Genomic DNA, 21,081 nt, shown 5'->3' with positions numbered 1-21,081 from the left:
AAGTTGGTGTTGATTGCGGTGAGGGTCCACCCGTTCCCATCCCGAACACGGAAGTTAAGCTCACCTGCGCCGAAAATACTTGTCTGGAGACGGACCGGGAAGATAGGTAACGCCAACACGAAGAGCGGACAGCTTAGGCTGTCCGCTTTTTACTATGTTTGACTTGTTTTGAAGGGCTGGTAGGAAGAGAGAGCTAGAGTTGATCGATAGGCTGGAATGGAGGTCTGCTACAGGTTCCTGACAAAAAAGACTCGGATAGAAGCTGAGAGCAAGCTGCAGAGACACGCAAATGGAAATAGAAAAGGCTCCCGCTGATAGCGGGAGCCTTTTCTATTTCATTATACCCGATAGCGCTTCTGCTTAATGTAGGAGCAGTGGAGCAGGGCGTGGGCCAAGGGGCTGCCGGGCTCGCCCAGATAGCTGTGATAGACGGTCTGAACCACCGGATTCTTGTGGCTGCGGCGGTACTCCATATCCTGATCCTGCTTGTAAAGCGCCGCGGCACGCAGAGCTTTGATATCGGTAAAGTTGCGTACGTCAGCGTGCTGGATGGGCTGTCCGCCGCCGTTGATGCAGCCGCCGGGGCAAGCCATGAATTCCACAAAGTCGTAATGCAGGGTGCCGTCCTTAATACCGTCCAGCACCAGCTTCACGTTGTGAAGGCCGGAGGCCACGCACACACGGACAGTGCGGCCGGGAAGCTCGTAGCTGGCCTCCTTGACGCCCTCCATACCACGGACCTCGTGGTACTCCAGGGGAGCCATACCGTCGCCGGTCAGCTCCTCCACCACAGTGCGGAGAGCAGCCTCCATAACACCGCCAGAGGCGCCGAAGATAGTGGCGGCACCGGTGGAGATGCCCAGCATTTCATCAAACTCACCGTCAGGCAGGTGATCGAAGAGCATTCCGGCCTGGGTGATCATGCGGCCAAGCTCACGGGTGGTGAGAGACACGTCCACCGGCATACAGCCATTGGGCAGCCGCTGTTCCTCACGGCGGACCTCGTACTTCTTGGCGGTACAGGGCATGACAGATACCACGAAGATATCGTGGGGATCGATGCCTGCCTGCTTGGCGTAGTAGGTCTTGACCAGTGCGCCGAACATCTGCTGGGGAGAGCGGCAGGTGGATACGTTGCGGATCATCTCAGGGGCGTGCTGCTCCATATACCGGATCCAACCGGGGGAGCAGGAGGTGATGAGGGGGAGTACTCCGTCGCCGCGCAGCCGGTGGAGGAACTCGGTGCCCTCTTCCATGATGGTGAAGTCGGCAGCGGTATCCACGTCGAATACCTTGTCAAAGCCCAGACGGCGCAGGGCGGTGACCATCTTGCCCTGCACGTTGGTGCCGATGGGCAGGCCGAAGCACTCGCCTAGGGTGACGCGGATGGAGGGGGCGGGACCCACCACAACGTGCTTGGTGGGATCAGCCAGGGCGGCTAACACCTGAGCAGTGTCGTCCTTCTCAGACAGAGCGCCGGTGGGGCAGGCTACGATGCACTGGCCGCAGGACACGCAGTCCACTTCGTTCAGATCCCGGTCAAAGGCGCAGCCAATGTGAGTGGCAAAGCCACGGTCGTTGGGGCCGATGACGCCCACCTCCTGGGTGGCACGGCACACGGCGGTGCAACGGCGGCAGAGGACACACTTGGAGTTGTCCCGCACCAGATGAGGGGCAGAATCTTCAATCTGAGGATACATATTGTCGCTGGCGTAACGCACGGCATCAATACCCAGGTCACTGGCCAGCTGGCGCAGTTCACACTGACTGTTACGGGCGCAGGTTAAGCAGTCCATACGGTGATTAGAGAGGATCAGTTCCAGGGTGAGCTGGCGGGATTTGCGAACCCGCTCTGTATTGGTGTATACCTCCATACCTTCGGCCACGGGGTAGACGCAGGAGGCCACCAGACTCTTGGCGCCCTTAACCTCCACCACGCAGATGCGGCAGGCACCGATCTCGTTGATGTCCTTCAGAAAGCACAGAGAAGGAATGTTGAAGCCCGCGGAGCGAGCAGCCTCCAGCACCGTGGTCCCAGCGGGAACGGTGACGGGAATATCGTTGATGCGCAGAGATACCATCTTTTCGTCCATGTCCGTTCCCTCCCTTACTGCTTGCTGATGGCGCCAAAGCGGCAGTGATCCATACAGGCGCCGCACTTGATGCACTTGGACTGGTTGATGATATGGGGGGCCCGCACCGCGCCGGAGATGGCGCCAGTGGGACAGCCCTGGGCACAGCGGGTACAGCCCTTACACTTGGCAGGATCCACCACATACTGGATCAGGGCTTTACATACGCCGGCGGGGCAGCGCTTCTCATAGATGTGGGCCTCGTACTCCTCCCGGAAATGCTTCAGGGTGGAGAGCACCGGGTTGGGGGCGGTCTGGCCCAGGCCGCACAGAGCAGACTGCTTGATGTGGTTGCACAGCTCCTCGATGGTGTCCAGATCCTCCGGCTCACCATTGCCCTCGGTGATCTTGGTCAGCAGGCCCAGCAGCCGCTTGGTGCCGATCCGGCAGGGGGCGCACTTGCCGCAGGACTCGTCCACGATGAACTCCAGATAGAACTTGGCGATGTCCACCATGCAGTTGTCCTCATCCATAACGATGAGGCCGCCGGAACCCATCATGGAGCCGATGGAGGCCAGGGACTCGTAGTCGATGGGAGTGTCGATGAGGGAGGCGGGGATACAGCCGCCGGAAGGGCCGCCGGTCTGGGCGGCCTTGAACTTCTTGCCGCCGGGTACGCCGCCGCCGATGTCCTCCACCACGGTACGCAGGGTGGTGCCCATGGGGACCTCCACCAGGCCGGTGTTGGTGATCTTGCCGCCCAGAGCAAAGACCTTGGTGCCCTTGCTCTTCTCGGTGCCGATAGCGGCGAAGGCCTCGGCGCCGTGGTTGAAGATCCAGGTGATGTTGGCGTAGGTTTCCACGTTGTTGAGCAGGGTGGGCCGGTCAAACAGACCCTTTACAGCGGGGAAGGGGGGACGGGTCTTGGGCTCGCCCCGGTGACCCTCGATGGAGCGCATGAGAGCAGTCTCCTCGCCGCAGACGAAAGCGCCGGCGCCCAGCCGCAGCTCCAGGTCGAAGTCGAAGCCGGAATCAAAGATATTCTTGCCCAGCAGGCCGTACTCCTTGGCCTGACCGATGGCGGTCTCCAGCCGCTTGACGGCGATGGGGTACTCGGCACGGACGTAGATGTAGCCCTGATGGGCGCCCACGGCGTAGCCGGCGATGGTCATGGCCTCAATGATGGTATGGGGATCGCCTTCCAGCACGGAGCGGTCCATGAAGGCGCCGGGGTCACCCTCGTCAGCGTTACAACAGACGTATTTCACGCCGTCGGGGCTTACTGCGTTGGCGGTGAACTGCCACTTCAGGCCAGTGGGGAAGCCGGCACCGCCGCGGCCACGGAGGCCGGAGGCCAGCACGGTGTCGATGACCTGCTGGGGCGGGATCTGTTCGGTGAGGATCTTGCCCAGGGCGGCGTAGCCGTCCACGCCGATGTACTCGTCGATGCTCTCCGGGTTGATGACGCCGCAGTTGCGCAGGGCGATGCGCTGCTGGTGCTTGTAGAACTGGGTCTCAGTCAGAGAGGTGACAGCGCCCTCCTCGCTGGCGTTCTTATTGAGCAGACGCTTGACAATACGACCCTTGACGATATGCTCGGAGACAATCTCCTCCACGTCGTCTACAGTGACGTGGGTATAGCAGGCACCCTCGGGGTAGATGGTGACGATAGGACCCAGGGCGCACAGGCCGAAGCAGCCGGTGCGGACCACTTTGGCCTCTTTTTCCATACCCTGTGCCACAAGCTGCTTTTCAAATTCCTCAATGATCTTCTGGCTGTTGGAGGAGGAGCAACCGGTGCCGGTACAGACCAGAATGTGGGAACGGATAAAACTCATCTCTTCACCCTCCCTTACTCAGCTGCGCCGATGGTGTAGTCTTCCACCACATGGCCGTTGACCAGATGCTCACTAACAATGGAGGCTACCTTGTCGGGAGTCATCTTCACATAGGTGACCTTTTCCTGACCAGGCACATAGACCTCCACGATGGGCTCCAGACGGCAGACGCCGATGCAGCCGGTCTGGGACACCGTTACGTTTTTCAGGTCCCGCTTGTTCACTTCCTCCAGCAAAGCGTTGAGGACAGGGCGGGCGCCGGCGGCAATGCCGCAGGTAGCCATACCCACCACAACGCGGATGCGGTCGTCTCCGGCGTCCCGCAGATCGATCTGGCTGCGCATCCGATCCCGGATGGCCTGCAGTTCTGCAAGTGTTTTCATGCTTTCATCCCCTTATTTTCTCGTAACAGCATTTCTTGTTCCTGGAGATAATCCCTGATCCAGAGGATGACCTCCGGTTCCGCCAGGGAGATCTCAGGGCCCAGCTGAGCCCGCAGCTCTTCTGTGGTCAGCTGGAAACAGTTGTTGTCAATGGTGTGAGTATAGTGCAGCTCCAGCTGGGGCGCGCCCTGGAGCAGGAGGGTGATGGTACCGGCTATGTCGCCTACCGGCGGACAGTCGATATGCGTGGGGCGGAAAAGAGCGGTGACCGTGGTCCCCACGCCCTCCGTGCTGTCAATGGTCAGGCTGCCGCCGGTCTGTTCCACCGCCATACGAAGCAACGGGATTCCCAATCCCATCTTTCTGGTGGTGCGGGTGGTGGTGAAGGGATCGCTGACCTGGGCCAGCAGCTCCGGACTCATGCCCTTGCCGTTGTCCACAATGGTGAAGGTAATGGACTCAGGCGTTTCTGACAGAGTAAGCTCTACCAGAGAGGCCTTGGCGGAAATGGAGTTCTGGGCAATATCCAGAATATGCAGCGCAATTTCTTTCACGTTCATTACCTCCGTGGCCTGACCGACACGCTGTACGGCTGTTCCGCACGTCTCGCGCTTCTTTACTTATACATATCCAGAATGGGGCCTACCTGATCGGGGGTAAGACGGCCGTACACGTCGTTGTTGATCATCATCACCGGGGCCAGACCGCAGGCGCCCACGCAGCGGCAGGAGTCCAGAGAGAACTTGCCGTCGGCGGTGATGGAGCCGGGGACGATGCCCAGTTTCTGCTCCACAGCGTTCAAAATAGCGGCGGCACCCTTGACGTAACAGGCGGTGCCCAGACAGACCGAGATCTGATATTTTCCCTTGGGATTCAGGGTGAACTGAGCATAAAAAGAGGCCACCCCGTACACTTCGGACAGCGGAATCTCCAGACCTTCCGCCACAATGATCTGTACTTCTTCCGGCAGATAGCCGAAGATTTCCTGGGCGGCCTGGAGAACAGGCATAGTAGCGCCTGGCTGTCCTTTGTGCTCGGCGATGACCTTCCGCAGGCGTTCTTCCTGCTCAGGTGTCCCACGGTAGGGGACCACAGTCTTGCAGTTTGGCATAGGTGCGTCCTTCCTTTCTGAAACAATTAGTTTAGTTTTACTTTCAAGGCACTATTATAGCGAAAAAAAGCCGTTTGTAAAGACTTTCCATGGTTAAAAATACAAAACCATATAGTTCAATTTGAAGTATTGCACAAAAAGGGCGGAGGTAAAAAATAGCCCTGTTGTTACATCAGTACTTTTTCTGATGAGGAGAAAATACGGATGGGGCCAACAGGGCAGTAGTTACTTTATGGAAAGTATAGCACATTAAAGTGCTCTTGTAAAGAAAGTTGTCCGGAGGCCAGGTTCAGACCCGGCAGGCCAGACGCTGAATGACGGCCTGAGGGGTACACTCCGGGAGGTCCAGCATATGCTCCGCACCCCATACCTGATCCAGATAGTGGGCGTCGGAATTGGTGAGCAGCAAAAGATCCTTCAGGTCGGGTCTTTGTGCCAGCTCCGGGGGACAGCGGTGGGACAGCTCGGCAGCGGAGAATCCCATGTCCGGGTCCCAAAGACCCAGTACCCCCAGCAGGGAGAAGGAGGGGCGGTCGATGTGGGAAGGGAAGGCAGTGCCGCCCCAGTGGGATACCAGGCGGGAAACTTCATAGAGGGGAATATCGGTGCTGCCAGCCAGGAAGGCGGTCTCCACACCCAGAATGCCGTCCCCGTCGTCCATCCGCAGCTGTTTGCCAAACCGGTCTGGATTGTTGCGGATCGGAGGGAGGTGCTTGGCGATCTCACTGGAGAAGTCCTCCGCCCGTTCCGGGTCGGGGAAGAGACAGACCACATGGATTTCCTCCTGGGTGCATAGCTCCATACCAGCCAGGGCGGTGAGGCCGTGAGACTGGGCGGCCCGGCAGAAGGAGGCGCAGTTGCCGCAGCTGTTGTGGTCAGTGAGAGCTACAATCTCCAGCCCGGCCAGGGCACACATAGCGGCCAGATTGGCGGGGGTCATCTCGTCGCTGCCGCAGGGCGATAAACAAGAATGTAGATGAAGGTCGTAATAAAACTGCAAAGAGATTTCCCCCCTTTCTGGTTAGACTGGTCTTAGGCCAACAGCTGCCCCAAGCGGCAGGCGGCGGCAAAGGTATCCTGGCCCACCCCCAACAGGTTGACCTCTTTTTCCTGGGCACGGCGGAGCAGATCGGCATCAGGCTGGACGCCTTCCGTGAGAATCACACAGGCTACGTCGGCCATCAGAGCCACGGCGGCCACATTCTGGTTGGACATGATAGTGAGCCAGGCGCAGTCCTGACCGGCACGGCCCATGACCCAGCTGAGCAGGTCGCCTACATAGCCGCCGGTGACTGGCCGCTCCGGCTGAGCCAGGTGGAATACCGTCAGCTCCATGGAATGGATCAATTCCTGTACTGTCATCATCCTATGCCTCCTTTGGTTGGTGAAACAAAAGGGCGCGTTACAGAGAAGCAGTTCTGCAACGCGCCCAATGGTCTACTTGTTCGACGGTTCTGGCTGACAGCGGCGGAAGGGGGGCGGCAGATAGTCGTCCGCCTCGTCCTTGCCTGCCATGGAGCGCATCCGCTCCCGCACCTTGAAGATACAATCCTCCACCGTAGCCCGGCCCAGGATCACATCCTCAGCAAAGGCGTGGCAGGACGGGGCGCCGCAGGACCCGCAGTGGAGCCCAGGCAGGTGGGATTCCAGTTCCTGAATCCGCAGCTGCTTGTTCAGGGCAGCCCCCAAGTCCTGGTCCAGAACAAATGTGGGTAAGTACTGTAATTCCTTGTCCCGCCGGACAATATCCCGCTCCGCGCCCTCGAACCGGAAGCGGTTCCGGGATACGGGCTGGCCTTTCATCAGGCTTTTCAGGCGCATCTTGGCGGCGTAGGGGTTTTCCACCGTGAAGCAGCCCCCCACGCACCCCTGGGTGCAGGCGGACAGCTCCAGAAAATCGGCTTCCGGCAGGCGCCCGTCCTCGATTTCCTCCAGCATCCGGATCACATTGTTGATGCCGTCCACCGCCACACAGCGCTCCCGCAGCCGGGCGGCGCTTTCGCCGCCGCAGGATGCCCAGCCCATTCCGATGATACCGGCGGAGGTCATGGGCTCTACGGTCTCCAGGTGCTTCATGGGACTGAGCAGCCGCAGGTAGATATCCCGGATGGCAAAGGCGCCGTCCAGCACCGGATGGCTCAGACCCTCGGACTCCCGGGCGGCCGTTACCTTGGAGGAGCAGGGGACGATGGCAAAGACGCCGATCCGCTCCGGCGGCAAGCCGGTCTCCTCGGCTGCCTCCCGCCGGGCCAGAATGGCTGCCAGCTCCATGGGCAGGATCGTGCAGGCCACATGACCCATCAGCTTGGGAAAGCGCATCCGGATAAGCCGGAGCACCGTGGGGCAGGAGGAGGAGATCAGCGGCGTAACAGAAGCCGGACCTTCACAGATACACTGACGCTCAAAGTCAGAGAGCATCTCGGCGGCCTTGGCTACCTCATATACCTTGTGAAAGCCGATCTTTAAAAGCGCGTTGAGCACAATATCAATGTTGTCCAAATTGTGGAACTGCCCGTAGAGGGCAGGCTCCGGCAGGGCAACGCAGTATTCATACTGGGACAGCACGTCCAAACTGTCGCCCACCGACTTGATGGCCTTGTGGGGACAGATACGAATGCACTCGCCGCAGTCGATGCAGCGGTCGGGCAGGATGGTGGCCTTACGGCCCCGGACGCGGATGGCCTCGGTGGGGCAACCTTTGATGCAGGAGGTACAGCCCCGGCAGCGGCGGCTGTCCAGTACCACGGAATGCTTCATGGCCATGGCACTGCTTTACCTCCCTTCGCCAGAGACATACTTCACTGGGGAATCTTAATCTTGACCGTGACAGTGGTGCCCTTGCCCACCTCGGTGTCAATGGTCATTTCATCAGAATAACGCTTCATGTTGGGCAGACCCATACCGGCGCCGAAGCCCAACTCCCGGGCGGTGGAACCGGCGGTGGAGTAGCCCTCCTGCATAGCCTGCTCTACATCGGGAATACCGGGGCCGGAATCGACCATGCGGATCACGATCTGGTCCATCTCCACCTCGACCTCAGCCTGACCGCCGTCGGCGTGGATAACCATATTGATCTCGCCCTCATACATACAGATGGAGGCCCTGCGGATTACATCCTGAGACAGGCCCAGCTTCTTCAGGGTCAACTTCATCTTGCTGGAGGCTTCACCGGCTTCAATGAGGTCGCCGCCCTCCACGGGGTATACCAGTCTAATCGTTTCCATCGCAATTCCCTCGCAATCCATTGTAGTAAAGCAGGCCGCAGGCCTCGTACATCCGCTTGGGACAGGTCATGACCACGATGTCCCGGTCCTCGGCCAGACTGAGGATATCCTTGCCCGGCACCTTGCCCCGGACAAAGACGATGCACTTCATCTCCACCATGTCTGCCGTACGGACCACCTGCGGATTGACCAGACCAGTGAGCAAAAGAGCCTGATTTTTTACAAAAGCAAGCACATCGCTCATGAAATCGCTGCCGCAGGCGGACATGACCTCCCGGTCCAGATGATCCTCGCCGCACAATACAGTGGCATTCAGGATCTGTTTGATGTCGGAAAGCAGCATTGCCTTCTCCCCTTCCGTGGGAAAACTAAACTCTCAGTTCATGGGCATTGTACCACAAAACAACTGGAAGTGCAAAGGGTTCGTTGAAACTTTCACAAAGTTTTTGTAATAGACTGCTTGGTTTTGGTGATTCCACGGTATTGACATTGCAGCAGGTTGATGTCTATAATATGCTTTATCAAGATAAAGCGGTCAACTGTATCGCTGCAGAAATACCGCGATCTTGGAGTTTATTTTGAAATTTGGAATCAAGGAGGCCATCTATCATGGGTAACGAGCGAGTGTACAATTTCTCCGCGGGCCCGTCCATGCTGCCGCTGGAAGTACTGGAGCGCGCCGGATCTGAAATCACCAATTATCAGGGTTCCGGTATGTCAGTCATGGAGATGAGTCACCGTTCCAAGGTGTTTCAGAAGATTTTTGACGACACCCAGGCTAAGTTCCGCAAGCTGATGAACGTGCCTGAGGGATATAAGGTGCTGTTCCTGCAGGGCGGCGCATCTTCCCAGTTCTCCATGGCGCCCCTGAACCTGATCGGCAAAACCGGTAAGGCTGACTACGCTGTCACCGGCAACTTCTCCAACATTGCCTATAAGGAGGCCAAGAAGTACGGCGAGATCAATCTGGCCGCCTCTTCCGCCGATAAGAACCATACTTACATCCCCACCCAGGACCAGCTGAAGCTGGACCCCGAGGCCAGCTATTTCTATTACTGCGCCAACAATACCATCTACGGCACCGAGTGGCAGTATGTCCCCGAGACCAATGGGGTGCCCATCGTGTGCGATATGTCCTCTGACATCCTGTCCCGTCCGGTGGACGTGAGCAAGTACGGCATTATCTTTGCCGGCGCTCAGAAGAATATGGCTCCCGCCGGTCTGACTGTGGTCATCATCAAGGCGGATCTGGCCGGCAACGAGCTGCCCTACACCCCCCTGATGATGAACTATAAGACCATGATCGACAAGGATTCCATGTACAACACCCCGCCCTGCTGGTGCATCTACATCCTGGGCCTGGTGCTGGACTGGCTGGAGTCCAAGGGCGGCATCCCCGGCATGGAGGCCATCAAGCACTCCAAGGCCCAGATGCTGTACGATGTGATCGATAACTCCAAGCTGTTCACCTGCGCTGTGGAGCCTGGCTCCCGGTCCGACATGAACGTGGTGTTCCGCACCGGCAATGACGAGCTGGACGCCAAGTTTGTCAAGGAGAGCGTGGAGGCCGGCTTCACCAACCTGAAGGGTCACCGCTCCGTAGGCGGTATGCGCGCTTCCATTTACAACGCCATGCCCACCGAGGGTGTGGAGAAGCTGTGCGACTTCATCAAGGCCTTTGACAAGAACAACTGACGGGAGGTAATGTCATCATGTTTCGCATCAAAACATTGAATAAAATTTCCCCTGCCGGCCTGTCTGTGCTGGATCAGACCCGCTTCTCCGTCAGCGACGACGTGGAGAATGAGGACGGTATTCTGGTCCGCTCCGCCGATATGCACGAGTATCAGTTCCCCGACTCCCTGCGAGCCATTGCCCGTGCTGGCGCCGGTACCAACAATATCCCCATTGACCGCTGCTCCGAGGCGGGCATCGTGGTGTTCAACACCCCTGGCGCCAACGCCAACGCGGTGAAGGAGCTGGCCCTGTGCGCCCTGTTGCTGGCTTCTCGTAAGATCACCGCCGGTGCTGAGTGGGTCAAGGCCCAGGCTGGTGCTGGAGCCGACGTAGAGAAGGTGGTGGAGAAGGGCAAGAGCCAGTTTGTGGGCCCTGAGATCGCTGGCAAGACCCTGGGCGTCATCGGCCTGGGCGCTATCGGTGTGCAGGTGGCCAACATCGCCACCAAGCTGGGCATGACCGTGTTCGGCTATGATCCCTTCCTCAGCGTGGACGCAGCCCTGTCCCTGTCCCGGATGGTCCACCGTGCCATGGATCTGGAGACCATCTATAAAAACTGTGATTACATCACCCTCCATGTGCCTCAGACCTCTGAGACCAAGGGTATGATCAATGAGGACGCCTTCCATATGATGAAGGGCGGCGTGCGTATTCTCAACCTGGCCCGCGGCGGTCTGGTCAACGACGACGATATGCTGGCGGCTCTGGATTCCGGCAAGGTGGCCGCTTACGTCACCGACTTCCCCAACAACAAGATCCTCCAGGGCAAGAACGTCATTGCCATCCCCCACCTGGGCGCCTCTACCCCAGAGAGCGAGGAGAACTGCGCTGTCATGGCCGCTCAGGAGTTGAAGGATTACCTGGAAAACGGCAACATCAAGAACTCCGTCAATCTGCCTACCCTGGTGCAGGAGTGGAGCGGTGTGGCCCGGCTGTGCATCATTCACCGGAATATCCCCGGCGCCATCGCCAACATTACCGGCCTGCTGTCCCGGGACGGGGTCAACGTGGAGAACATGACCAACAAGTCCAAGAAGGACTATGCCTACACCGTGGTGGATCTGGGCAGCCGCATCAGCGAGGCGGTGGCCGACGAGATCCGCGCCCTGGAGGGCGTGTTCCGCGTCCGGGTGCTCAATCATTAAGGATTGACAAAAAAGGCGAAACAAGTTAAAATCTTGCGTGCAAGGGAGCTTCCGCGAGGAGGCTGAGAGGAGGGGACAGTCCCTCGACCTGACCTGATTTGGGTAATGCCAACGTAGGGACGCAGCACTATTTCCGTGCGGAGTCTCCTCCGTCCGGAGGAGTTTATTTCACGTACAGAGAAGCGGCAGGTCCCAACGGGACCTGCCGCTTTTTTCGTGCCCTTGCCTACTAAGAGAAAGAAGGAACAATCATGAAATGTGTGCTTACCATTGCCGGCAGCGATTCCAGCGGAGGCGCCGGCGTCCAGGCGGATCTCAAAACCATGACCTGCCTGGGGGTGTACGGTATGAGCGCCATCACCGCCCTTACCGCTCAGAATACCACCGGCGTCCGGGATGTGCTGGAGGCAACCCCGGAGTTTGTGGCGGAGCAGTTGGATTGCATTTTTGAGGATATCCGGCCCCAGGCGGTAAAGATCGGCATGGTGTCCTCCGCCCCCATCATCCGGGCTATCGGCGCCAAGCTGCGGCAGTATGGTGCAGAGAATATCGTGGTGGACCCGGTAATGGTATCCACCAGCGGCTCCGCCCTCATGCAGGACAGCGCCCTCACCGCCCTGATGGAGGAGCTTTTCCCTCTGGCAGCCATCATCACGCCCAACATCCCCGAGGCCCAGCGGCTGTGCGGCTTCGCCATTGAGAGCGAGGCGGATATGATGCGGGCCGCTGAGACCATTGGCAAGACCATGCAGGGTGCGGTGCTGGTGAAGGGTGGACACCGGAGCGACAGTGCCGATGATCTGCTGTGGCAGAACGGTCAGGCCCACTGGTTCCGCTCTCCCCGGGTGGACAATCCCAATAACCACGGTTCCGGCTGCACCCTGTCCTCCGCCATCGCCTCCTTCCTGGCCCTGGGTGAGGACCTGCCCGGTGCGGTACAGAAGGCCAAAGCCTACATTACCGCTGCCATGGAGGCCAAGCTGGACCTGGGCCAGGGCAGCGGCCCCCTGTGGCATAACTATGCCGTTCCGGAAGGCGGTGGCTTCCAACAGGGGAGGGGAGAGGTGTGAGACAGCAGACAGCAGTCAAAAAGCTGGCGATCGCCAGCCTGCTTACCGCTGTGGCAGTGGTAGGCAGCCTGGTCTCCTTCCCGGTGCTGGGCTCCCGGTGCTCCCCGGTGCAGCACATGGTCAACATCCTGTGCGCCGTGTTTCTGGGCCCCTGGTATGGTGTGGCGTGTGCCTTTGCTGCCAGTTTCCTGCGTAACCTGCTGGGCTTGGGCACCCTGCTGGCCTTCCCCGGCAGCATGGTGGGGGCGCTGGTGTGCGGCCTGACCTATTGGGGCACCCGTAATCTGGGTGCCACCTGCGTGGGTGAGGTCTTTGGCACCGGCATCCTGGGCGGCCTGGCCGCCTGGCCCATCGCCACCCTGATTTTGGGCCAGGGCGTGGCGGTATACGGCTATATGGGCCCATTCCTGATTTCCACTGTGGGCGGCTCCATCATTGCCGGGGCAGTACTCTTTGCTCTGAAGCGCTCCGGCGGCCTGGACGTCATGCAGACCCTGGTCAGGCGGTGAGGGGCATGGAACGGATGGATTTTGCCGCCATGCTGGCGGCGGTACGGGAAAAAGCCCCTCTGGTCCAGTGTATCACCAATATCGTTACCGTCAACGACTGCGCCAATATTTTGCTGGCGGCGGGGGCCTCGGCCACCATGGCCCACCACCCTCTGGAGGTGGCGGACGCAGTAGCCGGTGTCCAGGCCCTGGTGCTTAACCTAGGGGCCGTGGGGGACCGGGAGGCCATGCTCATCGCTGGAAAAGAGGCCAACCGGCTGGGCGTACCGGTGATCTTCGACCCGGTGGCCGCCGGTTTTACCGGCCTGCGGCGGGAAACCGCCCGCAAATTGCTGGAGGAAGTACAGTTTGCTGTCATCCGGGGCAACGCCTCGGAGATTCGCTCACTTACCGAGGATAAAGAGGGAGGCAGCGGGGTGGATGTAGCCCAGGCTGACGCAGTGACCGAGTCCGGCCTGCCCCAGGCTGCGGAACTGGCCCGTACCCTGTCCAAGCGGACCGAGGCGGCGGTGACCCTCTCCGGAGCGGTGGATGTCATTGCACAGGGAGAGCGGGTGCTCTTCCTCCGCAACGGCAGCCCTACCATGGCCCGCATCACCGGCAGCGGATGTATGCTGTCCGCCCTCACAGGGGCCTTCTGCGGGGCCAGCCCGGACAAGCCCTTTGAGGCTGCGGCGGCCGCTGCTGCGTCCATTGCCCTGGCAGGCGAGCGGGCGGAGGAACTGCGGCTCAAAAAGGAAACGGGAAACGCTACCTTCCGCATTGATCTCATCGACAGCGTGTTCAACCTGACGGAAGAACAGCTGATACAAGGAGTGCGCTATGAAGTTTACCAAGGATGAAATTCGGCAGGGCATGACCCTCTACGCCGTCACCGACCGGAGCTGGCTGGGGGAGCGTACCCTGGCACAGGTGGTGGAGGAGGTACTGAAGGGGGGCGCAACCTTCCTCCAGCTGAGAGAGAAGGAGCTGGATCAGGCCACTATTCTGGCGGAGGCCAGGGAGATCCAGGCCATCGCTGCCCGGTATCATGTGCCCTTTGTCATTAACGACAGCATGGACATTGCCTTGGCCTGTGATGCAGACGGGGTCCATGTGGGCCAGGCCGATTTGATGGGCCGGGACGTACGGGCCCTCATCGGTCCGGACAAGATTTTGGGTATCACCGCCAACACCGTGGAGCTGGCGGTGGCGGCGGAGCAGGCCGGAGCTGACTACATCGGTGCCGGGGCGGTGTTCGGCACCACCACCAAGCAGAACGCTAAGAATCTGAGCCTGGACACCCTGAAAGTCATTTGCCAGGCGGTGTCCATCCCGGTGGTGGCCATCGGCGGCATCAACGCCCACAACCTGCCCAACCTGACGGGAACCGGGGCGGCAGGGGCCGCTGTGGTGTCCGCCCTCTTCGCCCAGAAGGATCCGGAGGCGGCTGCTCAAAATCTGCGTACCCTGGCAGACAAGATGGTGGCAGGGCATGGATAAGCAGTTCTGCATTTTTGACATGGACGGTACCCTGGTGGACTCCATGCCCATCTGGAAGTCCTTGGGGAAGGACTATCTGGAGGCCAGAGGCCATCACCCCACCCAGGCCCAGCTGGCCGCCATGGGGCCCATGACCATGCTGGAGGGTGCTGCCTTTCTCATGGAGACCTTTGGGATTGAAGGGCCGCCGGAGCACATTATCGAAGAGATGCACGCCGTTATGGAGGCCCACTACCGCACTGACATCCCTCTGAAGGCTGGTATCCAGGACTATCTGGCGCAGCTGAAACAGCAGGGGGCCAAGCTGTGTGTGGCCACCGCCACGGCGGAGCCGTTGGCCCGGGCCTGCCTGGAGCGGTTGGGGGTGGCTCACCATTTTGATTTCATCCTCAGCTGCGAGACGGTGGGGAAGGGAAAGACCCAGCCCGACGTCTATCTGGAGGCAGCCCGCCGTATGGGAAGTGCCCCAGGGGATACCGCCGTCTTTGAGGATGCTCTTTACGCCGCACAAACGGCCAAAGAGGCCGGATTTTACACCGTTGGAGTGCCGGAGGCGTCCTATGAACAGGATTGGCCCGCCCTGGCTGCTCTGGCGGACGAGACCATCTTAGATTGGAGGAATGCCCTATGACCGTGACTCAGCGGCTCTATGAAGCGGCAAAACCCATCTGGCAGGCTTGCCACGACCACCCCTTTGTGAAAGGCATAGGGGACGGCACCCTGGACCGGGAGAAGTTCCGGCACTTTTTGCTTCAGGACTATCTCTACCTCTTTGACTATGCCAAGGTGTTTGCCTGGGGTGTTGTGAAGGCCAGGGACCCGGAATTGATGCGCTTTTTCTCCGCCAACGTGGACGCCATTCTGGGCGGCGAGATGAAGACCCACCGGGCCTATATGTCAAAACTGGGCATCACCGAGGAGCAGGTCTTTCAGGTGAAGCCTGCCTTGCCCAACTTGTCCTATACCAGCTATATGCTGGCGGTGGCCGCCGCCGGCGGCCCGGCGGAGATCGTGGCCTCCATTCTGGCCTGCTCCTGGAGCTATGCCGAGATCGGCGCCCGGCTGGCCCAGATCCCCGGCGCAGCCGACCACCCCTTCTATGGCGAGTGGGTGCGGGGTTATTCCAGTGAGGAGTACCAGCAAACCAACGACGCTCTTGTGGCCCGGATGGATGCTCTGGCTCAGAATTGCAGCAAGGAGGAGTACCGGCGGCTGGAGGACATCTTCGTGGCCTGCAGCCGGTACGAGCTTGGCTTCTGGGAGATGTCGTGGAGGCTGGAACAGTGAGCGCGCTGGAATTCCGTCAGGTGTCCTATCAGTATCCCTCCGAGGACTTCGATATCATCGACCGGCTGTCCTTTCAGGTGGAGCCGGGGTCCTTCCACTGCGTTCTGGGTGTAAGCGGCTGTGGTAAAAGTACCATCTTTCGCATGACCAACGGCCTGCTCCAGCCCAAGGGCGGGGAGATCCTGGTGGATGGGCAGCCCATTGGGGGGCGGAAGCGGTATTGTGGCTATATGCCTCAGAAGGACCTGCTCTTCCCCTGGCGTACGGTGGGGGAGAATGTAGCCCTGCCTCTGGAGATCGCCGGAGGCCTGTCCAAGGCCCAGCGGCGGCAGAAGGTGGAGGAGGCTCTGGCCGACGTGGGGCTGGAGGGCTGCTGTAACAAGATGCCGGGCGAGCTGTCCGGCGGAATGCGGCAGCGGGCTGCCTTTGCCCGCACCATGCTGACGGGCAGCGACCTGCTGCTGCTGGACGAGCCCTTCTCCGCCCTGGACTTCCTTACCCGCATCTCCATGCAGGAGTGGCTGCTGGACCAGTGGCAGCGGCACAAAAAGACCATCCTCTTTATCACCCACGACGTGGAGGAGGCGGTGTTCCTCTCTTCCAGCGTATTGGTGGTGGAATCCACCCCCATCCACAACCTGACGGAGATCCCGGTACCGGCCGCCTTTCCCCGGGACCGGTCCTGTCTTAAGAACCCGGAGATGGTGGAATTGAAGGAGCGGCTCATCGCGCTGCTGAGAAAGCAGGTGAGCGTATGAAGAAGGCCTGCAAAGCCAATCTGCCCGCCCTCATTTTCCTGCTGGCCCTGGTGATGATTTGGCAGGCGGGGGCCATGGGTATGAACGCCTCCTACATTCTACCCACCCCCTTTGAGATCCTCCAGCGGCTGTGGGAGCTGCGGGAGCCTCTCTTTACCGTCCATCTGCCCGCCACCATGGCGGTGACCGCCATCGGCCTGGCCATTTCCCTGGTGCTGGGGCTGGCCCTGGCGGTGGCCATGGATGCCAGCGGCATGGTGCGGCGGATGCTCTATCCCGTGGTGGTAGTGTCCCAGACCATTCCCACCACCGCCATTGCGCCTCTGTTTGTGCTGTGGTTCGGCTACGGCATCTGGAGCAAGGTGCTGGTGACGGTGCTCATCACCTTTTTCCCCATCACCATTACGGTGTATGACGGTCTGCGTTCGGCCAAGACAGAAATGGCGGAGCTGCTCCAGACCTACGGCGCTACCCGCCGGGAGATCTTCTGGAAGATCAAGGCCCCCTGCGCGCTGCCCTACTTTTTCTCGGCCATCAAAATGGCGGTGCCCATGAGTATTATTGGTGCGGCCATCGGCGAGTGGCTGGGGGCCCAGAGCGGTTTGGGCTATTTCTCCCGCCGGATGATGACCCAGTTGGATGGAGCGGGGGTATTTGCACCCATTGTGATCCTGTCGGTCACCGCCATGGTGGCGGTGGGAATTGTGGCCCTGCTGGAACGGAAGTTTGTCCGCTGGAGGGGCGAATCCTCCTAATCAAAAAGAGAAAGGAAAGATGGATATGAAACGAATTGCAACCCTTGCCCTGGCCGGGGCGCTTCTCCTGGCCGGCTGCTCTGCTCCCGCCGCCAGCGGTCAGGAGACCGGGGGCCAGGACGACCTGCGGGAAATCAGCGTGGTGCTGGACTGGTATCCCAACGCCCTCCATGCCTTCCTCTATGACGCTATTGAGAAGGGCTACTTTGAGGAGGAGGGGCTGAAAGTCAACATCCAGTTCCCCTCCAACGCCAACGACGCCATCTCCCTGGTGGCCGCCGGACAGGCGGAGATCGGCCTGTACTACCAGCAGGACGTGATCATCGCCCGGGCCAATCAGGACGTGCCGGTAAAGTCCATCGGCGCGGTGGTTCAGGGCCCCCTGAACATCGTCCTCTCCCTGAAGGACAAGAACATCACCTCTCCGGAGGATCTGGTGGGCAAGACCGTGGGCTATGCGGGCACCGAGCTGTCCGAGGCCCTGATCCACTCCATCATGGCCTATGTTGGAGCCGATTCCAGCGACGTGACCCTGATTGACGTGGGATTTGACCTGATGAGCTCCATGACCACCGGTAATGTGGATGCCACCATCGGCTGCCTGGTCAACCATGAGGTACCCCAGCTGGAGGAGGAGGGGTTCGAGGTCAACTACTTCGATCTGGACGACTACGGCGTGCCCACCTACTATGAGGGCGTGTTCCTGGCCAGTGACACTATGATCGAAGAGGAGCCCGAGGTGCTTAAGGGCTTCCTGCGGGCCTGCCAGAAGGGCTTTGAGGATATGCAGGCCGACCCGGATGGGGTGCTCCAGATCCTGCTGGACAACCAGAATGAGGAGAACTTCCCCCTGTCCAAGACGGTGGAGCAGAAGAGCATGGAAACCCTGCTGCCCATGATGGAGACGGCGGATGCCCCCTTCCTGACCCAGAGCGCAGAGTGCTGGCAGGAAAACGTGAATTGGCTGCTCAGCGAGGGCCTGATCGACCAGGCCCCTGCGCTGGGCCAGCTGTATGTGGACCTGCTGAGTGAATAAGAAAAGAAATCGCCTGCCGTTTCAACGGCAGGCGATTTTTTGTTATCTTCTTCTGCGGCGTCCGCTGTAGTGAGAGCCGCCGCTATAGGAGTAGCCGCCCCGGCGTCCGCCCCGCCGGCCCCGGAAGAAGAGACGGCGGATGATGAGGTATACGATAAAGACCAGCAGGATCACCAGAATGATCTTTACCCACAGCTGGGAGAAAAAGCGCTGGATGCGGTCCAGATTGTAGAGCAGGGGATCGGCATCAACGGCAATGCTGGCTACCAGGGGGAGGGAGCCGTATTCCTTGCCGTTGAAGGTGGCGGTGATGGTACCCAGCACCTGGCCTTTTTCTACAGGAGCCTCCACGGTATTGGCGTTCAGAGTATAGTCATACTTGAAATCCTCAGTGGAGATGTCATTGGGCAGCAGTGCGGTGATCTCACCCTGGGGTTCCAGGGTCACATAGTTGGTGCCCTTGCCCAGGGTGACCTCCACCTCGGGAATATCCCGCTTGGTGGCATCCAGAATGGTCTGGGTGGAGAAGTTATTGAAGCCCCACTCAAACAGCCGGATGGTTTCGGAGAAGTCGGTGCGGCCCTTGCTGCCGGTGGAGCCCGGCTCCCGCTCACAGCCCATAACCACCGAGATCAGGCTCCGGTCCTCCTTGGTGGCGGCAGCGGCCAAGCAGTAGCCCGATTCGTTGGTGTGGCCGGTCTTGATGCCGGTGGCGTAGGAGTAGAGGTAACCGGTCACGTTCCAGTTGGAGATCAGGGCGTTGGTGGAGTGAACGGTGCGGACCTCAGGATGGATGTTGGTGGCGGGCATATCGTAGCTCTTGGTGGTGACAATGGTACGGAAGGTCTCGCGCTTCATGGCCTCCTGACACATGAGAAAGACGTCGTAGGCAGAGGTGTAGTGGTTGTCATCGTGGTAGCCGTGGGTGTTGGTGAAATGGGTGTCCGTCATGCCCAGCTCGGCTGCCCGCTGATTCATCAGGTCCACAAAGCTGGCCACGTCGCCGGCCACCGCCTCGGCCATCACATTACAGGCCTCGTTGGCGGAGGGGATCAGGGCGGCGTACAGCAGGTCGATGATCCGGATCTCCTCGCCCTCCTTGATGTCGGCGGTAGAGGCGCCAGCGCCGATGCCGGTGTGGATGCTGGCACTGGCGGTGACGGTCTGGTCCAGGGAGAGCTTGCCCTCATCCACCGCCTCCAGGGTGAGCAGGCAGGTCATCACCTTGGTGATGGAGGCGGGATACATCTTCTCGTGGGCGTTTTTCTCGTAGAGGACCTCATTGGTATTGGGGTCCACCAAAACGGCAGCTTTGGCGTTGACATCCATCTCGTCCAGAATGGCGCTGCCGCTGCTGGCGGAGGCGAAGGTGGTAAGTAGTCCGGTGATCAGGACTAGGGAAAGAAACAGGGAGAGCAGTCTTGATTTTTTCATAGGAAACTCCATTTGTGTATGATATAATAAGATCAAAGTTTTCTTATCCATTATAGCAAACCCTGGACCTGGAAGCAACGGGAAGGCGGTTACAAAATATGAAGATTTCCAAACTGGAACTAATTTCCCTCCTGTTGGCCGCCGCCTTTGCGGCTTTTGCGGCGGGGTGGTTTCTGCGGGGCGCTTCCAGCGCTCAACCTGTACGGGTGGAGACGGAGAACTTGCTGGCGCAACCTACCGCCGTCACAGTTCCAGTCACCTCTGCCCAGCCGTCAGCTGTCCCGGTAGCTACCGGGACTCCGGCACCGGAAAGTGAGAACCCTGCGGCCTCGCCCTCCGACAAAATCAATTTGAACACCGCCACAATGGAGGAATTGATGACACTGCCCGGCATTGGCGAGAAGCGGGCGGCTGCCATCGTCGCCGACCGGGAGGCCAACGGCCCCTTCCGGGTGCCGGAGGACCTGACCCGTGTAGACGGCATCGGCGAGGGCATTTTAGGCGGACTGATTGATATGGTTACCGTTTCTTAATAAAAAAGGAGGAACTGCCTTGAAAATATTGGTTGTGGACGATGAAAAGGTGCTGGTCAAGGGCATCAAGTTCAACCTGGAGAGCGAAGGCTACCAGGTGGAAGTGGGCTACGACGGGGAAGAGGCGGTGGAGCTGGCCCGGGGAGGCGGCTTCGACCTCATCATCCTGGACCTGATGATGCCCAAAATCGACGGACTTCAGGCCTGTATGCGGATTCGGGAGTTTTCCAACGTGCCCATCATCATGCTCACCGCCCGCAGCGAGGACACCGACAAGATCATCGGCTTTGAATGTGGGGCGGATGACTATATTACCAAGCCTTTCAACATCCTGGAGCTGAAAGCCCGTGTGCGAGCCCTGCTCCGCCGGGCAGGCATGGCTGCCCAGCAGATGGGCGGTGGCCGCAAGCTGGTCATCGGGCACATTACCCTGGACCCGGATGCCCGGGCGGCCTGGAAGGACGGCAAGAGCGTGGATCTGACTGCCAAGGAGTTTGACCTGATGGAGCTGTTGATGCGCAATCCAGGCCGGGTGTACAGCCGGGAGAATCTGCTCAACGTGGTGTGGGGCTATGAGTACGCCGGTGACTACCGGACGGTGGATGTGCACGTCCGCCGCCTGCGGGAGAAACTGGAGCTGGACCCTGCCAATCCAACCTACATCCTCACCAAGTGGGGCGTGGGCTATTATTTGAAGAATGGATAAT

General features: G+C 59.7%; 24 protein-coding genes, 1 rRNA gene and 1 riboswitch. Of the genes, 14 read left to right on the top strand and 11 right to left on the bottom strand.

Translation table 11 applies throughout. The annotated features are described in order from the left end of the window. The first annotated feature begins 2 nt into the window (after nucleotides 1-2). Nucleotides 3-118 (top strand): 5S ribosomal RNA (gene rrf, locus B5G06_RS02135). A gap of 220 nt (nucleotides 119-338) precedes the next feature. Here rrf and B5G06_RS02130 read toward each other — a convergent pair. The 10 genes from B5G06_RS02130 to B5G06_RS02085 form a co-directional block, all read right to left on the bottom strand. Then, complete coding sequence (locus B5G06_RS02130; RefSeq protein WP_087187460.1) at nucleotides 339-2,093, bottom strand: NADH-dependent [FeFe] hydrogenase, group A6; 1,755 nt, start codon at nucleotides 2,091-2,093, stop codon at nucleotides 339-341. 14 nt (nucleotides 2,094-2,107) lie between these two features. Continuing rightward, entirely contained in the window at nucleotides 2,108-3,910 is a 1,803-nt protein-coding gene (locus B5G06_RS02125; RefSeq protein ID WP_087187459.1) for an NADH-quinone oxidoreductase subunit NuoF, read from the bottom strand. Between the two features lie 14 nt (nucleotides 3,911-3,924). Next, entirely contained in the window at nucleotides 3,925-4,293 is a 369-nt protein-coding gene (locus B5G06_RS02120) for a (2Fe-2S) ferredoxin domain-containing protein (protein WP_087187458.1), read from the bottom strand. Further along, nucleotides 4,290-4,847 (bottom strand): ATP-binding protein, encoded by a 558-nt coding sequence (locus B5G06_RS02115; protein WP_087187468.1) that lies wholly within the window; start codon nucleotides 4,845-4,847, stop codon nucleotides 4,290-4,292. Before B5G06_RS02115 ends, B5G06_RS02120 begins: the two co-directional genes overlap by 4 nt. A gap of 62 nt (nucleotides 4,848-4,909) precedes the next feature. After that, complete coding sequence (nuoE, locus tag B5G06_RS02110; RefSeq protein WP_087187457.1) at nucleotides 4,910-5,404, bottom strand: NADH-quinone oxidoreductase subunit NuoE; 495 nt, start codon at nucleotides 5,402-5,404, stop codon at nucleotides 4,910-4,912. A 289-nt stretch (nucleotides 5,405-5,693) separates the two neighbouring features. Then, a complete protein-coding gene (locus B5G06_RS02105; RefSeq protein ID WP_087187456.1) occupies nucleotides 5,694-6,404 on the bottom strand; it encodes a PHP domain-containing protein in 711 nt (236 codons plus the stop codon). Between the two features lie 32 nt (nucleotides 6,405-6,436). Continuing rightward, entirely contained in the window at nucleotides 6,437-6,769 is a 333-nt protein-coding gene (locus B5G06_RS02100; RefSeq protein ID WP_242955309.1) for a DRTGG domain-containing protein, read from the bottom strand. A 72-nt stretch (nucleotides 6,770-6,841) separates the two neighbouring features. After that, nucleotides 6,842-8,167 (bottom strand): [Fe-Fe] hydrogenase large subunit C-terminal domain-containing protein, encoded by a 1,326-nt coding sequence (locus tag B5G06_RS02095; protein ID WP_087187455.1) that lies wholly within the window; start codon nucleotides 8,165-8,167, stop codon nucleotides 6,842-6,844. 35 nt (nucleotides 8,168-8,202) lie between these two features. Beyond that, nucleotides 8,203-8,628: an ATP-binding protein gene (locus B5G06_RS02090; RefSeq protein ID WP_087187454.1), complete on the bottom strand. Its 426-nt coding sequence runs from the start codon at nucleotides 8,626-8,628 to the stop codon at nucleotides 8,203-8,205. Beyond that, the gene (locus B5G06_RS02085; protein WP_087187453.1) at nucleotides 8,615-8,971 is read right to left on the bottom strand and encodes a DRTGG domain-containing protein; all 357 of its coding nucleotides are present in this window, start codon (nucleotides 8,969-8,971) and stop codon (nucleotides 8,615-8,617) included. Before B5G06_RS02085 ends, B5G06_RS02090 begins: the two co-directional genes overlap by 14 nt. Before the next feature lie 266 nt (nucleotides 8,972-9,237). On the opposite strand from B5G06_RS02085, the gene serC reads away from it, so the two are divergent. The 11 genes from serC to B5G06_RS02030 all read left to right on the top strand — a co-directional run bounded on the left by serC (nucleotide 9,238) and on the right by B5G06_RS02030 (nucleotide 18,407). Beyond that, a complete protein-coding gene (serC, locus tag B5G06_RS02080) occupies nucleotides 9,238-10,323 on the top strand; it encodes a 3-phosphoserine/phosphohydroxythreonine transaminase (protein ID WP_087187452.1) in 1,086 nt (361 codons plus the stop codon). A 17-nt stretch (nucleotides 10,324-10,340) separates the two neighbouring features. Next, nucleotides 10,341-11,510 (top strand): phosphoglycerate dehydrogenase, encoded by a 1,170-nt coding sequence (locus tag B5G06_RS02075; RefSeq protein ID WP_087187451.1) that lies wholly within the window; start codon nucleotides 10,341-10,343, stop codon nucleotides 11,508-11,510. Nucleotides 11,511-11,541: 31 nt separating this feature from the next. Continuing rightward, a riboswitch (TPP riboswitch) is annotated at nucleotides 11,542-11,648 on the top strand. 113 nt (nucleotides 11,649-11,761) lie between these two features. Continuing rightward, nucleotides 11,762-12,580, top strand: coding sequence for a bifunctional hydroxymethylpyrimidine kinase/phosphomethylpyrimidine kinase (gene thiD / locus B5G06_RS02070; RefSeq protein WP_087187450.1), 819 nt, complete (start codon nucleotides 11,762-11,764; stop codon nucleotides 12,578-12,580). Continuing rightward, complete coding sequence (thiW, locus tag B5G06_RS02065) at nucleotides 12,577-13,089, top strand: energy coupling factor transporter S component ThiW (RefSeq protein WP_087187449.1); 513 nt, start codon at nucleotides 12,577-12,579, stop codon at nucleotides 13,087-13,089. The genes thiD and thiW overlap by 4 nt, the downstream gene beginning before the upstream one ends. A gap of 5 nt (nucleotides 13,090-13,094) precedes the next feature. Further along, nucleotides 13,095-13,931, top strand: a complete 837-nt coding sequence (thiM, locus tag B5G06_RS02060; protein WP_087187448.1) for a hydroxyethylthiazole kinase — start codon at nucleotides 13,095-13,097, stop codon at nucleotides 13,929-13,931. Beyond that, the gene (gene thiE / locus B5G06_RS02055; RefSeq protein ID WP_087187447.1) at nucleotides 13,912-14,571 is read left to right on the top strand and encodes a thiamine phosphate synthase; all 660 of its coding nucleotides are present in this window, start codon (nucleotides 13,912-13,914) and stop codon (nucleotides 14,569-14,571) included. The genes thiM and thiE overlap by 20 nt, the downstream gene beginning before the upstream one ends. Next, complete coding sequence (locus B5G06_RS02050; RefSeq protein WP_087187446.1) at nucleotides 14,564-15,202, top strand: HAD family hydrolase; 639 nt, start codon at nucleotides 14,564-14,566, stop codon at nucleotides 15,200-15,202. Before thiE ends, B5G06_RS02050 begins: the two co-directional genes overlap by 8 nt. Then, nucleotides 15,199-15,858 carry a thiaminase II gene (gene tenA / locus B5G06_RS02045; RefSeq protein WP_087187445.1) on the top strand — a complete coding sequence of 220 codons (660 nt, stop codon included), beginning with the start codon at nucleotides 15,199-15,201 and terminating at the stop codon, nucleotides 15,856-15,858. Before B5G06_RS02050 ends, tenA begins: the two co-directional genes overlap by 4 nt. Next, nucleotides 15,855-16,616, top strand: a complete 762-nt coding sequence (locus B5G06_RS02040) for an ABC transporter ATP-binding protein (RefSeq protein ID WP_087187444.1) — start codon at nucleotides 15,855-15,857, stop codon at nucleotides 16,614-16,616. The genes tenA and B5G06_RS02040 overlap by 4 nt, the downstream gene beginning before the upstream one ends. Beyond that, nucleotides 16,613-17,371 (top strand): ABC transporter permease, encoded by a 759-nt coding sequence (locus B5G06_RS02035; protein WP_087187443.1) that lies wholly within the window; start codon nucleotides 16,613-16,615, stop codon nucleotides 17,369-17,371. The genes B5G06_RS02040 and B5G06_RS02035 overlap by 4 nt, the downstream gene beginning before the upstream one ends. 19 nt (nucleotides 17,372-17,390) lie before the next feature. Next, nucleotides 17,391-18,407 carry an ABC transporter substrate-binding protein gene (locus B5G06_RS02030; RefSeq protein WP_343286347.1) on the top strand — a complete coding sequence of 339 codons (1,017 nt, stop codon included), beginning with the start codon at nucleotides 17,391-17,393 and terminating at the stop codon, nucleotides 18,405-18,407. Nucleotides 18,408-18,449: 42 nt separating this feature from the next. Here the strand turns inward: B5G06_RS02030 and B5G06_RS02025 are convergent, their stop codons facing one another. Continuing rightward, nucleotides 18,450-19,841: a D-alanyl-D-alanine carboxypeptidase family protein gene (locus tag B5G06_RS02025; protein WP_087187442.1), complete on the bottom strand. Its 1,392-nt coding sequence runs from the start codon at nucleotides 19,839-19,841 to the stop codon at nucleotides 18,450-18,452. A 98-nt stretch (nucleotides 19,842-19,939) separates the two neighbouring features. Here B5G06_RS02025 and B5G06_RS02020 point away from each other — a divergent pair, with 98 nt between their 5' ends. Both B5G06_RS02020 and B5G06_RS02015 read left to right on the top strand, forming a co-directional pair. Further along, the gene (locus tag B5G06_RS02020) at nucleotides 19,940-20,374 is read left to right on the top strand and encodes a ComEA family DNA-binding protein (RefSeq protein ID WP_087187441.1); all 435 of its coding nucleotides are present in this window, start codon (nucleotides 19,940-19,942) and stop codon (nucleotides 20,372-20,374) included. Nucleotides 20,375-20,393: 19 nt separating this feature from the next. Then, nucleotides 20,394-21,080: a response regulator transcription factor gene (locus tag B5G06_RS02015; protein ID WP_087187440.1), complete on the top strand. Its 687-nt coding sequence runs from the start codon at nucleotides 20,394-20,396 to the stop codon at nucleotides 21,078-21,080. Nucleotide 21,081: the final 1 nt, after the last annotated feature.

It is taken from the genome of Flavonifractor sp. An52 (assembly GCF_002159385.1).
Classification (GTDB): domain Bacteria; phylum Bacillota; class Clostridia; order Oscillospirales; family Oscillospiraceae; genus Flavonifractor; species Flavonifractor avicola.
The sequence above is the reverse complement of the archived record's forward strand: the minus strand, read 5'-3'. Positions and strand labels throughout refer to the sequence as shown.

Bases quoted from the DNA above. Each gene is read 5' to 3' on its own strand.
- B5G06_RS02130 (WP_087187460.1), bottom strand. From the start codon at position 2,093: ATGGACGAAAAGATGGTATCTCTGCGCATCAACGATATTCCCGTCACC.
- B5G06_RS02125 (WP_087187459.1), bottom strand. From the start codon at position 3,910: ATGAGTTTTATCCGTTCCCACATTCTGGTCTGTACCGGCACCGGTTGC.
- B5G06_RS02120 (WP_087187458.1), bottom strand. From the start codon at position 4,293: ATGAAAACACTTGCAGAACTGCAGGCCATCCGGGATCGGATGCGCAGC.
- nuoE (WP_087187457.1), bottom strand. From the start codon at position 5,404: ATGCCAAACTGCAAGACTGTGGTCCCCTACCGTGGGACACCTGAGCAG.
- B5G06_RS02100 (WP_242955309.1), bottom strand. From the start codon at position 6,769: ATGATGACAGTACAGGAATTGATCCATTCCATGGAGCTGACGGTATTC.
- B5G06_RS02095 (WP_087187455.1), bottom strand. From the start codon at position 8,167: ATGGCCATGAAGCATTCCGTGGTACTGGACAGCCGCCGCTGCCGGGGC.
- B5G06_RS02090 (WP_087187454.1), bottom strand. From the start codon at position 8,628: ATGGAAACGATTAGACTGGTATACCCCGTGGAGGGCGGCGACCTCATT.
- B5G06_RS02085 (WP_087187453.1), bottom strand. From the start codon at position 8,971: ATGCTGCTTTCCGACATCAAACAGATCCTGAATGCCACTGTATTGTGC.
- serC (WP_087187452.1), top strand. From the start codon at position 9,238: ATGGGTAACGAGCGAGTGTACAATTTCTCCGCGGGCCCGTCCATGCTG.
- B5G06_RS02075 (WP_087187451.1), top strand. From the start codon at position 10,341: ATGTTTCGCATCAAAACATTGAATAAAATTTCCCCTGCCGGCCTGTCT.
- thiD (WP_087187450.1), top strand. From the start codon at position 11,762: ATGAAATGTGTGCTTACCATTGCCGGCAGCGATTCCAGCGGAGGCGCC.
- thiM (WP_087187448.1), top strand. From the start codon at position 13,095: ATGGAACGGATGGATTTTGCCGCCATGCTGGCGGCGGTACGGGAAAAA.
- thiE (WP_087187447.1), top strand. From the start codon at position 13,912: ATGAAGTTTACCAAGGATGAAATTCGGCAGGGCATGACCCTCTACGCC.
- B5G06_RS02050 (WP_087187446.1), top strand. From the start codon at position 14,564: ATGGATAAGCAGTTCTGCATTTTTGACATGGACGGTACCCTGGTGGAC.
- tenA (WP_087187445.1), top strand. From the start codon at position 15,199: ATGACCGTGACTCAGCGGCTCTATGAAGCGGCAAAACCCATCTGGCAG.
- B5G06_RS02035 (WP_087187443.1), top strand. From the start codon at position 16,613: ATGAAGAAGGCCTGCAAAGCCAATCTGCCCGCCCTCATTTTCCTGCTG.
- B5G06_RS02030 (WP_343286347.1), top strand. From the start codon at position 17,391: ATGGATATGAAACGAATTGCAACCCTTGCCCTGGCCGGGGCGCTTCTC.
- B5G06_RS02025 (WP_087187442.1), bottom strand. From the start codon at position 19,841: ATGAAAAAATCAAGACTGCTCTCCCTGTTTCTTTCCCTAGTCCTGATC.
- B5G06_RS02020 (WP_087187441.1), top strand. From the start codon at position 19,940: ATGAAGATTTCCAAACTGGAACTAATTTCCCTCCTGTTGGCCGCCGCC.